Annotated in this window: 10 protein-coding genes and 1 tRNA gene; 6 read left to right on the top strand and 5 right to left on the bottom strand. The window is 60.5% G+C overall.

The window, feature by feature from the left end; genetic code table 11:
* Positions 1 to 29: 29 nt before the first annotated feature.
* Positions 30 to 2,054 carry an alkaline phosphatase family protein gene (locus VM621_RS16455; RefSeq protein ID WP_325470039.1) on the bottom strand — a complete coding sequence of 675 codons (2,025 nt, stop codon included), beginning with the start codon at positions 2,052 to 2,054 and terminating at the stop codon, positions 30 to 32.
* Between the two features lie 217 nt (positions 2,055 to 2,271).
* A complete protein-coding gene (locus VM621_RS16450; RefSeq protein WP_325470038.1) occupies positions 2,272 to 3,915 on the bottom strand; it encodes a multicopper oxidase family protein in 1,644 nt (547 codons plus the stop codon).
* Positions 3,916 to 4,249: 334 nt separating this feature from the next.
* Here VM621_RS16450 and VM621_RS16445 point away from each other — a divergent pair, with 334 nt between their 5' ends.
* The 4 genes from VM621_RS16445 (at position 4,250) to VM621_RS16435 (ending at position 7,566) form a co-directional block, all read left to right on the top strand.
* Complete coding sequence (locus VM621_RS16445) at positions 4,250 to 5,347, top strand: serine hydrolase domain-containing protein (RefSeq protein WP_325470037.1); 1,098 nt, start codon at positions 4,250 to 4,252, stop codon at positions 5,345 to 5,347.
* Positions 5,348 to 5,440: 93 nt separating this feature from the next.
* Positions 5,441 to 5,539, top strand: a complete 99-nt coding sequence (locus VM621_RS19645) for an HNH endonuclease (RefSeq protein WP_414674555.1) — start codon at positions 5,441 to 5,443, stop codon at positions 5,537 to 5,539.
* The gene (locus VM621_RS16440; protein ID WP_325470036.1) at positions 5,539 to 5,979 is read left to right on the top strand and encodes a DUF4265 domain-containing protein; all 441 of its coding nucleotides are present in this window, start codon (positions 5,539 to 5,541) and stop codon (positions 5,977 to 5,979) included. The genes VM621_RS19645 and VM621_RS16440 overlap by 1 nt, the downstream gene beginning before the upstream one ends.
* Positions 5,980 to 6,132: 153 nt before the next feature.
* On the top strand, positions 6,133 to 7,566 hold the full coding sequence (locus tag VM621_RS16435; RefSeq protein ID WP_325470035.1) for a hypothetical protein: 1,434 nt from the start codon (positions 6,133 to 6,135) through the stop codon (positions 7,564 to 7,566).
* Between the two features lie 200 nt (positions 7,567 to 7,766).
* Here the strand turns inward: VM621_RS16435 and VM621_RS16430 are convergent.
* Positions 7,767 to 7,842: transfer RNA gene (locus tag VM621_RS16430), tRNA-Ile, on the bottom strand.
* Positions 7,843 to 8,306: 464 nt separating this feature from the next.
* On the opposite strand from VM621_RS16430, the gene VM621_RS16425 reads away from it, so the two are divergent.
* Both VM621_RS16425 and VM621_RS16420 read left to right on the top strand, forming a co-directional pair.
* Positions 8,307 to 9,017: a HipA N-terminal domain-containing protein gene (locus tag VM621_RS16425; RefSeq protein WP_325470034.1), complete on the top strand. Its 711-nt coding sequence runs from the start codon at positions 8,307 to 8,309 to the stop codon at positions 9,015 to 9,017.
* A 2-nt stretch (positions 9,018 to 9,019) separates the two neighbouring features.
* Positions 9,020 to 9,343, top strand: coding sequence for a helix-turn-helix transcriptional regulator (locus VM621_RS16420; protein ID WP_325470033.1), 324 nt, complete (start codon positions 9,020 to 9,022; stop codon positions 9,341 to 9,343).
* A 137-nt stretch (positions 9,344 to 9,480) separates the two neighbouring features.
* On the opposite strand, the gene rpoD is transcribed toward VM621_RS16420, so the two are convergent.
* Together rpoD and dtd are read right to left on the bottom strand one after the other, a co-directional pair.
* A complete protein-coding gene (gene rpoD / locus VM621_RS16415; RefSeq protein ID WP_325470032.1) occupies positions 9,481 to 11,352 on the bottom strand; it encodes an RNA polymerase sigma factor RpoD in 1,872 nt (623 codons plus the stop codon).
* Positions 11,353 to 11,530: 178 nt separating this feature from the next.
* Complete coding sequence (gene dtd, locus VM621_RS16410) at positions 11,531 to 11,974, bottom strand: D-aminoacyl-tRNA deacylase (RefSeq protein ID WP_325470031.1); 444 nt, start codon at positions 11,972 to 11,974, stop codon at positions 11,531 to 11,533.
* Positions 11,975 to 12,020 lie beyond the last annotated feature (46 nt).

Genomic DNA, 12,020 nt, shown 5'->3' with positions numbered 1-12,020 from the left:
CAGGGTCGGATCGAGCGAACCGTGAGCGATCAGTCGGCGATCGCGGTGGTGTCGCTGACGTCCTTTCTGGTGAAGTTGAACATGTCCATGAGGTTGCCGATGGCCGGCGCGTTTACCGGTACATACGGGTTCTCCTTGAACGCCACCGGATTAGGCAGGTTGTCGCGGCTGCGACCGGAGATCTGGTCCTTCAGGTTCCAGTTGGCCTCGACGAATTTGTCGAACGAGACATGATCGTAGTACGTGTGCACGACCCGGCCGCCGACGGAGTACTTCGACACCACCAGCAGCGGGATGCGCGTGCCGTCGCCGAAGAAGTCGATCGGCTGGATGTAGCCGGAATCGTAGTAGCCACCACCTTCATCGAAGGTCACCATGATCACGGTGTCGTCCCATACCTTCGGGTTGGCTTCGGCCATCTCGACGATCTTGCGCACGTAGCCTTCAAACAGGTCCAGCTTCGACGAGGCCGGATGGCCATCGAGGATGCCGTCCGGCTTGGCGATGGAAACCGCCGGCAGCGTGTCGTTCTGGATGTCGTTGTACAGGTCGTTGATGTCCTGGTTCTTGGCGCGCAGTTCCGGGTTGGTCATGACCTGGGTGGAGTACAGGAATGGATCGCAGATGTTGCAGAAGGTGCCGGCCTCGCCGTCTTCCTTGCCGCCACCGAAGCCTTCACCGTAGTACTTCCAGGAAACGTTGTGCTTCTCCAGCAGCAGCGCCAGGTTCTCCTGCGTGGTCGGCGGGATGGTGAACTGGTCGGCGCCCAGCGGAGCCGGCGTGCCGTCACCCAGGTAGCCCGGGTTGTAGTTGTTCACCAGGTAGTAAGCCTTTGCCTTGCAGTCCGTGCCCTTGAACGTCAGGTACGGCAGCGAGCGCAGGTAGTTCCTGATCTGCTTCACGCCCGGCTGGCTTTCGTCAGCGCAATTGACGTATGAACCACCACCGTAACCGTCCTGCATCCACCAGTTGTTGGTGCCGAACTGCGCGTCCGGGTTCTCGATCTGGTTTTTCGGCGGGGTGGCCGGGTCGCCGTTCGCATCGGCGTAGTAGATCAAGGTGCCGAAGCCCAGCATGATGTGGTTGGCACCTGTGCCGCCCATCACCGACTGGTGGAAGTTGTCGCTCAGCGCATACTTCTGGGCCAGCTTCTTGAAGTAAGGCGCATCGCCCTGGGCCATGTTCAGGAACTGCATGGCGGTGGAGCCTTCACCGGTGGTCTGATCGTTGAAGTTCGCCGGCTGCGGAGCGCCGTTGGTGCCCGCGCCTATGGTGGTTTCGACCCAGGGAAACAGATCGTTGCGACAACCGCTGGGGTTGGCGGCGGTGGCGGCCCTGGTGTCGCAATCGAGCTGCTGCCACATCTGGAAGAAGCGGTGCACGGGGCTGTTGGCGTAGGCGTCGTAGCTGATCGACGCATGCATATCCACCGGCGCGTTGACGAGCTTGGCCGGGAAACGGGTATCGACCACGCGGTTGGGCAGGCCCGTGCCACCGGTAGCGAGCATGTCGTAGGTGTCATCGGGCAGGGCCGGCTCAATGGCCTGCGCCTGCGCCGCGGAAGCGAAGGGTGCCGCGGTGGGTGCGCCACCGGTGTTCATCTGTGGAAGCGTCTTGTACTTGCCGGCCTTCTTCGGCGACATGTCGAACTTGCCGGTGCTCGAGGCCATGAACTGCGTGGCGAGGTCCACGTTCGGACCCGGCGTGCCGTCGGCGTTGACGATGCCCTTGGACAGCAGGTTGTCCACCGACTGCCCCTTCGGCGCTGTGTAGGTGCCATAGACGTGATCGAACGTACGGTTTTCACCGATCAGCAGGATCACGTGCTTGATCGGGGTGACGGTATTGTTGCTGTTGTCCTGGCCCCGGGGCGGCTTGTGCAGTACGACGACGCCGCCGGGAAGGCCGCCCGGGTTCTTGAAGGGAGCCACGGGTACGTTCTGGCGGAACGGCGCATCGTGGTCGGGCGGAGTGGTGTCCTGCGCGCTGACGACGCCGGCAAGGCAGACGGAAAGCGCAGCAATCAACAGCGGCGAAAGGCGTGTTCGGCGCAACCAAGTAACCATTGTGAATCTCTCCCTACTGGAAGTCTTCCCCCTGATGCTTGTCGACTAAGGTTGTGGGTGGCCCGTCGACTGCCGTGAGCATCTGCCCCGCATGTGACCAACTGTTGGCACGCAGGCGACAATGGGCGAAGGCGTGATGACGTTCACGCGTCAACGCAAGATATTGCGAACAATCGTTACCACCGCAACAAAGAGCGAGAAAAGTTCAGACCAGTTCGTAGGGACGCATCATTTCGTTGTCTTCGTGCTCGAGGTAATGGCAATGCCAGACGTATTTGCCTGGCTCGCCGTCGAAGCGCGCGATGATGCGGGTGACCATCCCGGGGTCGCAGCGCACGGTGTCTTTCCAGCCTGCCTCGTGCGCGGCCGGTGGCATCGATGGCCCGGTGAACTTCAGTTCCTTGCGGGCGTTCCACGCGAAGAGGTCGAACGGACGGCGCTCCAGTATCTGGAAGCGCACAAGGTGCAGGTGGATGGGATGCGCGTCGCCCGTCACATTGACGAATGTCCAGGTTTCAACCGTGCCCTTCTTGGGTTTCTCGCTGATGGGATCGCTCCACATCTTTCCATCGAGCAGCATCGTCATCGGATTGCCGCCCGAATCGTCCTGTTCGCCCAGTGCAAGCACGCGGTCCTGCACCGCGGTGGATGGATCGATGCGCTGGACGGGTCGCAACGCGGCCGGTACCACCGAGGTATCGCGGCGACCCTTGGCGCGAACGCGGAACTCGACGATGCCGTCGGCCTGGTGGCGTAGCTGCACCGACTGGCCGGCATACGCACTGAAGTCGACGATCACCTCGGCGCGTTCGGCCGGGTAGAGTTCGATGCTCATGCGATCGGTGGGCGCTCCCAGCAGACCCTGGTCGCTGCCAATCTGCTGAAACGGCTTGCCATGTGACAGCGACAGGTTGAAGAAGCTGGTATTGGCCGTGTTGATCAGTCGCAGGCGGTAGCGGCGCGGCTCCACGTCGAGATACGGATACAGCTTGCCGTTGCACAGCACCGCATCGCCGCGGCATTCGGACACCCAGGGCGCCTCGGGATCGTCCGAAACCGGGTAGTAAAGCTTGCCGCTCTTGGCGAGCAGGCGGTCGTAGAGCATCAACGGAATGTCGAATTCGCCCGAGGGCAGCCCCAAGGCCTGCTCGTCGTCGTCGTGCACATGGAAGCTGCCGAACAGGCCCGCGTAGATATTCAGTCGCGTGATGCCCATGGCGTGATCGTGATACCACAAGGTGGCGGCGTCCTGGTCACCCGGGTAAAGGGCAGTCGACGATTTACCCGGCACGTACCAGTCTTCAGGCCAACCGTCGTTCGGCGCCGAAACGCGTGCACCGTGAACGTGGGTGATGGTGCGAACGTCGGGTTTGGATTTCTCCGCGCCATGAATACCGTGATCGATAGGCAGGAAATGCCGGGTGGGAAGCTCGTTGACCCATTCCACCAGCACCGGCTCGCCACGGCGCGTCACGATCGTGGGCCCCGGCGTGGACCCTGCGTAACCCCATTGCGGTGTCGGCGGCAGATCCCGGTGCACCCTGGCACTGAATGCCCGCATCGGCATGCGGTAGAGGGGTAGCTGCCTGCCTCCGAACGCGGCGTGTGCACGCTTGCCCGTGGGCAAGGCGATCGGTGGCACCGGCAGGGCATCGACGAACTTTGCCATGGTCACCGGGTTCACCAGCGGCACGTTCGGCGCGGCCAGGCCCGGCATGGCCATCCGTTGCTTCATCGGCATGGCCATCGGCGTATCCGCCGCCTGGGCCACGCGCAAGGCATCGACGAAAACGCATGCACCGGCGAATCCGCCGGCGACGCCCAGGAAACGGCGTCGGGAGTTATCCATGGGAAGTTATCGCTGATTGCTTGTCTGGCGACCCACCGTAGGTCGCCTGAATGACAAGGACATTTCAATCCAGGTTACCGGTCACGCGGAACGTGTCACGGGCGGCGTTCGTCCCACGGCATGCGTTTTTCCCGATGTACCGGCGGATGGCCCCAGGCATCGGAGGGGAGTTGGCGTTGGTCCCCTATAAACGTTCCAGAGGGGTATGGCATCGAACGGTGCTCCTGCCCACGAGCACATAGGCATCATGCGCAATCGCTCCCTTTCAAGCGCTTCCCGTTCCGCTGGGGCTGCGATGCCAAGAAGGCTATATGTCGTCGCTCGATGTCTAGCCTTGTTCGTTGCGGTCATCTCTAGCCCGGCCATGGCCACTTGCAGTGCATGCGAGGATGTGGCTCGAAACTTCGCCGAGAAGGAACGCTTCAACGGCGTGGTGTTGGTGGCACAGGGCTCCCGAGCGGACTACGTTGAAAGCTTTGGCGTCATGAATGCATCGACGCAGGCGCCACTCTCTGCCGATACCCGCTTTGAAACGGGCTCCATCTCGAAGTGGATCGCCGCCATTGTCGTCATGCGCCTTGTCCAGCAGGGCCAGCTTTCGCTGGATGAACCCATCACGCATTATCTGCCCGACTATCGCAAGGATACCGGGCGAAAGATCACGCTACGTTGGCTGATGAGTCATTCGAGCGGCGTCCCGAACGACATCGACGCGGCAACCAAACAGGACCCGACCGTCAAGGAACTGTCGCTGGACAACGATACGGCTGTGCGCAAGTACGCCAGTGGCGACCTTCGTTTTGAACCAGGCACGGATTGGGACTACTCCCATTCGAACTGGTTGATCGTGAAGGCGGTTGTGGAAAAGGTCACCGGAAAGACCTACGGCTACCTGGTGAGCCGCATGCTGTTGCAGCCGCTGGGGTTGCACAACAGCGGCGTATGGGTGGGCGATTCGGCAAACGTACCAGGCATGGCCTTTGGATACCGTCAGCTCGACTCGCAACCGGAGCTTTTGCGTAAACCGAATCCGGACTTTCTGGTGATGGCAGGTGGGTTCTATGCCAGCGCCAACGATATGCTTCAGCTCATGGATGGGCTATTTGCCGGCAAGCTGTTGTCGCCAAAAGCACTGAACACGTTGATGACCGTGATCCGTCCCGACCAGCACTATGCGCTCGGCGGTCGCACCAAGACGCTCGATATTGGCGGCAAACCCCGTCTTGTCGCCTGGGAGTACGGCTCCAACGGCGCATTCCGGGTACTCGCCTGGCGAGTGATCGAGGACGGGCACACCGTCATCGTGATGAACAACACAAGTTTCGACCACATGAAAATCGGTGCCCTCGCGACGCAACTGCTTGACGCAAGCTATCTGGCACATGGTGTCGGGGACGATCTGAAGGCGGGCGACCAACCGGCTGCACGGTAGCGAAAAGGCTTGTCTTCGCTTCAGCCCACGACCGAGACCGTTTCATCACAGCAAAGTCAGAAGGGCGTAACGCCGCCGTGCAACTAGGCTCAAGTGGACCACGTCATAGCTCGGTCCAAGGGCGGAGACGGCTCGCCAGAGAATGGTCAGGTACTCTGTCGCGAATGTAATAACGACAAGGGTTCAGATTAGTGGAGAAGCAACTGAAAGTTATCTTTAGCCTGAAGCAAGACGAGGATGACTACCCCGGCTTTGCCAGCGAGTCCGTATGGGCTCTCGCCACCGCCGATGCGTCGGTGGTCCAGATCGATAACATTCCATTTTTCACCTACGCGGCGACGCTCGATGATCTGATTCGAGTCCGTAATGAAGATGGGCAGCTGTGGTTTGAAGACGTGCATAAGGCATCAGCCAACTCCCTGGTCCGAGTAGTGTTCTTCAAGGAGGAAGCGAAAGACAACGTCAAAGACGTTCTTGTTCGCCTGGGTTGTCGAGCGGAGTACTTCGCGCAGCGAAAGCTGCTCGCCGTCTCAGTGCCGTCAGCCAAGCTTCTTCCTCTGGTTCGCGAGTTCCTGGAGAACGAAGTGCAGGCCGGCAACATCGACTATGAAGAGGCCATAGTGCGGGAGTAAGCGGCGAGGCTTCGTGACGGCCAAGCCGTCGTTGATCGAGGCAAGAACGAACGTATGCCCTCGCAGTCCGGCGCTCTTTCGTCGGGAACTGCATGGCTGTAGATTCCAGGAGAGACGCTTAGACAGATCGAATCACCCCACTAGGAGCGACACATGGAGAGTCCGAAGGTATGGGCCATTGCTGCCATATCAGCTGTGACTTTGATCTCAGGAACGGGTAGAGCAAGCGCTCCACTACCAAGTGGCTCGTTCGTGATGATGGAAGCGACCAAGAGCTGTCCGGCTGATGGATCAGGGGCGCAAACTACTTGCTACATGACGAGCCCGGCTCAGGCATTCAAAGCCGTAACAAACCTCCGGACGTCGGGCGTCGAGTACTTCATGATTCCTTCCGCTACTCCAGAAGAGACTGAGGTCCTCGCGACAGCAATCGAGGCCAATGGTGCGAAGTTTCTTACCATGGAAACATGGACCTTCTTTCAGGCTGTTGGTGATGGCGGTGGGGTTTTTAGCTGCGATAGCTACACGGCCGATCGAATCAATGCGTTTCTCATCCCGCTTAAGCAGCGGCATCCAGATTCGTTTGTAGGGCTCCAACTGAAGGACGAGCCATCTTCCAACCAACATGCAAATCTGGGAGCCATGGTCGCGTGCGTCCGTGCCCAACCTCTGATCTCTGACCTCAAGATGTTTGTAAACCTGGTGCCTGTGAACGCAAATGACGCGGGCCTCAACGGACCAAAGTCTTCAGAGGATAGTCCAGACGCCCTAAATCCAATAGATATCGGGATCGACTGCAATACCAACTCGGTGGTGGACCGCACAAAGCTTAACGCGATGTCATCCCGTTACGCCGAACACGTCATATCAGCATTGGACAGAATAAAACCGGACTACATTGCATACGACCTATATCCGTTCAATGCGGCGCTAGACAGCTGCACGGTTGCCCGGGAAGAGCTCATGACCGCAAACGCCAGCATCATTGCGCAACAGGCGAACGCCAGGGGCATCGTCCCGATTGCGTACTTACAGAACGTGCAGCAAGAGGCTCCGACTGCGAATCCCAAAGAACTGCGGCATGCTTCGTTCCGCGAACTTCGTTGGTTCGCCGCGTGGTTTTATGCTTTCGGGGGCCGAGGCACCGCGAACTTCATTAGCCACGATGAGGGACATAGCTTCGGCATGTTGGACGCTTCGAACAATCCGCGGGATATCGCTGTCGAACAGCAGAGTGTTTTCGGCTTCACACACCAGGTCCAGGACGCGCTACGCGGGTATAGTTACGTTGATTTCGTCGCACCTTGGCTCGGGGTCCAAACCGGTGTTGTGGTCGGCTGGCTGCCCTCGCAAAACGTCATGGCGAGCGAGTTCAAGAGTCCCACTAACGGATCAGACATCGTTGTGTTCGTGAATCGATTAAACGGGCCGATTGCCGCCACTCCTATTGGACTGAATAGCTGGCGCACGAAGATTGAGAAGCTGAACTTTGGGACGGGCCTGTGGGACACCGTTGGGCAAAGCACGAATGCGATCAACGTCGACTTCGGCGACTTACCTGCCGCCGTCTACCGCCTCACTGACTAGGGTCACGCCGAGAGGACGACGTGCGGGCATGCTGGCTCCTGATTGGTATCCCAATGATACCGATCCGTATGCCTTTGCGTATCCCGCTTTGATAGGCGCTGTGCACGCTATCCAAGGGACCTTTGTGGAATATAAAGCCCTTACAAATCAGGTGAGAAACGTCTGAAGACGTTCAACCTGTTCCTTTAAAGAAATAGAATTGGTGGGCCCACCAGGACTCGAACCTGGAACCAAAGGATTATGAGTCCTCTGCTCTAACCATTGAGCTATAGGCCCGCGCGCGGCGCCAAGTGTAACCAATGCATTCGCATTCGACGATGGGCGGAGGCCCACATGAAGGGACAAGGCTACGTGATCGATCCGCAGTTCGAAGTCGAAAGGTCAGCGTGCCTCGTCCATGTTTGGCGAGTCTCCACAAGCAATGAGGTTCCATAACGAAGCTCATGTTTCGGTTGCGCTGGCCGTTTCCGCGCTGGCGCTTCCGGCACCGTCGATGGCGCAGCCCCGCTGTGTGGTTGTCGTGCATCACCCTGTGCATCTCCGACCTGTGCCTCATCACCATCGTCCCGTGCGCCTCGTCGGCGAGACGCTCAATAGCGCAAAGCTCCGCGGGAAATCGGGGGCGCCGCAGGGCGGCATGAACGCCTGGCGAGTCGGCCTGATGGTTTGAAGATAAACAGGCACTAAAGTAGCTTAAATATAGCCAGATCGTTTGCCTATTGTGATACAACAGTGTGTATATGCCTGATATCGCAAATCTTGAGCTCTACGTGGGGGGAGTCTGGAGAGACGCCGCTTCCGTTCGCCTTCTTGGCCCGGCTGAGGGAGGGTGGGAGGTCGGTACCGATCTGGCCTACGGACTCGCCTACGCCGTGGACCACGAAAGCCGAAACGATGCAGCGGCCCTGAGCGTCAACCTCCCGGTGTCGCTCGAGTCGACACGCGGTGCGAGCTGGCCGCCCTTTCTTACCGACCTGCTGCCGCAAGGATTCGGTCGGCAGGAACTGTTGCGACGACTCGGTATGCCGGAAACCGCCGCTGCGTCGGCCGACTGGCGGCTACTGCTTGCCGGTGCGGCCAATCCGATCGGCAACATCCGCGTGCGAGAGGCCGCCGAGCGACTGATGGATCATGCGGCGAACGATCGCCGAGGGTTCACCGAGGACGAGGTTGTCGGGCGGAACGGTGAATTCACCGAGCACCTTGCCAGGCATGGTTTGTTCGTCGCCGCATCCTCGGATGATGGCGCACCGCGCTGGGCAAGCGTCATCCAGCAGACGGTGGATGCGACGGGTGTAGAGGAGGCTGCCATGAGGCGCGCGCTGGTAGATATGGTGGAACCGTTGAGGACCTTGCGCGACCGTGCCATCGATATCGGCGTCGACGTGGAAATCATGGACATGCAGCGACCGACCATCGAAGACATCGTCGTCCAGCTCGAGGCGCTCTGATCGTGGACAAGCGATTCAAGCCGCTGACCATGGCGGAAGAGCTCGCCGTACGGCGCGCCTTGCTGGATGACATCGAAGCCAACCCAGGGCGTTCGGTACCGGAGGTGATTCGCCTCGTTCGCACCACCCTTCGCCTCACCATGGCCGAGTACGCGAAGCTGTGTGGCGTGTCGGCGCGCGGGCTGCAGGACATCGAGCGCGGTATCAAGAGTCCCACGCTGGAAACCGTAGCCAAGTTACTGCGTCCAATGGGTCTGCGGGCCGGCGTAGTCACTCGCGATGCGGTTGCGCGGGCAGAGAGTGCCTTGAAGTCGCGCAAGGAATAAATTCGGCCGCGTCGACATGTTCAGTGAAGTCGCGTGTTCACGTAACGCGAACAGCGCAAAAAACTGAACACGTGCGTGGCAGAAAAGAAAACGCCCGCTTGCGCGGGCGTTCTCGCCTTACCGTCTGTCGCTACCGATCAATCGATATCGAGGAACGAGCGCAGCGTTTCCGAACGGCTCGGGTGACGCAGCTTGCGAAGTGCCTTCGCTTCGATCTGACGAATACGCTCGCGGGTGACGTCGAACTGCTTGCCGACTTCTTCCAGCGTGTGATCCGTGTTCATGTCGATGCCGAAGCGCATGCGCAGGACCTTGGCTTCACGCGGGGTAAGGCCGGCGAGCACGTCGCGCACGGTTTCCATGAGACCGGTTTCGGTCGCCGACTCGACGGGCGAGCTGGCGTTGGTGTCTTCGATGAAGTCGCCCAGATGCGAATCTTCGTCGTCGCCGATCGGGGTTTCCATGGAGATCGGTTCCTTCGCGATCTTCAGGACCTTGCGGATCTTGTCTTCCGGCATCTCCATTTCCTTGGCCAGTTCTTCCGGCGTCGGCTCGCGGCCGAACTGCTGGAGCATCTGGCGGGAGATGCGGTTGAGCTTGTTGATCGTTTCGATCATGTGCACCGGGATACGGATGGTGCGGGCCTGATCGGCGATCGAGCGGGTGATGGCCTGGCGGATCCACCACGTCGCGTACGTCGAGAACTTGTAACCGCGGCGGTATTCGAACTTGTCCACGGCCTTCATCAGGCCGATGTTGCCTTCCTGGATGAGGTCGAGGAACTGCAGGCCGCGGTTGGTGTACTTCTTCGCGATGGAGATGACCAGGCGCAGGTTGGCCTCGACCATTTCCTTCTTGGCGCGGCGGGCTTTCGCCTCGCCGACGGACATGGCGCGATTGATTTCCTTGATGTCGGTCAGCGGCAGGTACAGGGTGCGCTCGATAGCGGCGAGCTTCTCCTGTTCCGCGTCGATCGCCTCGCGGTAGTTCTTGATGTTCGGCGACCACTTCTGGCGCTTGCGGCCCAGTTCGGCGGCCCACTCGAGGTTGCCTTCGTTCGACGGGAAGCTCTTGAGGAACTCCGCGCGCGGCATCTTCACCTGCTTGACGAAGATGTCCATGAGCACGCGCTCGTGGTGACGGATGTCGTTCACCACTTCGCGCAGCTTGCGCACGAAGCTGTCGATCAGGGCCGACGGCAGCTTCAGGTTGAGGAAGGCCTCCGACATCTGCTCGCGGACCTTGGCGAGCTTCTTGTCGTTGATCTCGGCCTTGGGCGCGGTCTTCTGGAACTTGCCGTGGAGCGAACGCAATTCTTCCATGCGGCGCTTCACTTCTTCCGGATCGGGACCGGTCGGACCGGCTTCCTCTTCCTCGACCACGGCGGCGCCTTCGACTTCTTCCTCGTCGTCGTCGCCGGCCTCGGCGGCAGCGGCTTCGGCGGCCTCGGCGGCTTCAGCCTTGGCGGCGTCCGCGGCTTCCTCGAGGTCGGTGAAGCCAGCCAGGATCTCGCTCAGGCGGCGCTTGCCTTCCACGTGCTGGTCGTATTCCTCGAGCAGCAGCTGGATGGTCAGGGGGAAGCTGGCCAGCGCGGTCTGGACCTGGTTGAGGCCTTCCTCGATGCGCTTGGCGATGGCGATTTCGCCTTCGCGGGTCAGCAGCTCGACGGTACCCATCTCGCGCATGTACATGCGCACGGGATCGGTCGTACGGCCGACTTCGGCATCGACGGCCGACAGCAGGGCCACGGCTTCCTCGGCGGCGGATTCGTCATCCGTGCTGGAACCGGGGGCAGCGCCGTCGGAGATGGTGTCGGTATCCGGTGCGGAGTCATGCACCTCGATGCCGACGCCCTTGAGCACCGCCATGATGTCTTCGATCTGCTCCGGATCGACGATGTCGTCGGGCAGGTGATCGTTGATTTCCGCGTAGGTCAGGTAGCCCTGCTCCAAACCCTTGGAGATGAGCTGTTTGATTTCAGACTGCTGCTCGTGAGCTTTATTAGTCATGCCGACCGCCGCGGGTTACAGGAACCGATCAGTATAGTCATTTGATGATTTTTTGACCAGTTTTCAAGTGGATCGGGCTCATCGAGGGGACGCAAGAATCGCGCCAGATGGCCGTTTCCGGCCGGGCGTCGCGCGTCGCGATGAGAAGGAAAGGGCCATGGGACCCCGTAAGGACGCCTCAGCGCACCTCCAGACGGAAGGTGACCGGGCCATCGTTGATGAGATGTACCTTCATATGGGCACCGAAGCGCCCGGTTTCCACCCCCGGGGCATGCGCGGCGCGGGCCAGGGCGACCAGACGGTCGAACCAGAGGCTCGCTTCGGCTGGCGCGGCGGCCGTGGTGAAGCTGGGGCGCATGCCCTTGCGGGTATCGGCGGCCAGGGTGAACTGGCTGACCAGGAGCAGCCCGCCGCCGGTCTCGGCGAGGCTGAGGTTCATTTTTCCCTCGGCATCGGAGAACACGCGGTAGCCGCGCAGGCGCTCCAGCATGCGGACGCACTGGGCTTCGCCGTCGCCCGGCTCGACCGCGACAAGCGCGAGCAGGCCGGCGCCGATGGCGCCCACGGTCTCTCCCTCGACATCGACACGTGCGGACTCCACGCGCTGGATCACTGCAATCATGGAAAGGCTAACGGCGGATGGCGGCCAAGCTTAAAGGAGGCCGGCA

The sequence above is a fragment of the Luteibacter sp. genome, from assembly GCF_035539195.1.
Lineage (GTDB): Bacteria > Pseudomonadota > Gammaproteobacteria > Xanthomonadales > Rhodanobacteraceae > Luteibacter.
The sequence above is the reverse complement of the archived record's forward strand: the minus strand, read 5'-3'. Positions and strand labels throughout refer to the sequence as shown.

What these genes read in the sequence shown, in the direction of transcription:
- VM621_RS16435 (WP_325470035.1), top strand. Translation starts at nt 6,133, where the DNA reads ATGGAGAGTCCGAAGGTATGGGCCATTGCTGCCATATCAGCTGTGACT.
- VM621_RS16450 (WP_325470038.1), bottom strand. Translation starts at nt 3,915, where the DNA reads ATGGATAACTCCCGACGCCGTTTCCTGGGCGTCGCCGGCGGATTCGCC.
- VM621_RS16425 (WP_325470034.1), top strand. Translation starts at nt 8,307, where the DNA reads ATGCCTGATATCGCAAATCTTGAGCTCTACGTGGGGGGAGTCTGGAGA.
- rpoD (WP_325470032.1), bottom strand. Translation starts at nt 11,352, where the DNA reads ATGACTAATAAAGCTCACGAGCAGCAGTCTGAAATCAAACAGCTCATC.
- dtd (WP_325470031.1), bottom strand. Translation starts at nt 11,974, where the DNA reads ATGATTGCAGTGATCCAGCGCGTGGAGTCCGCACGTGTCGATGTCGAG.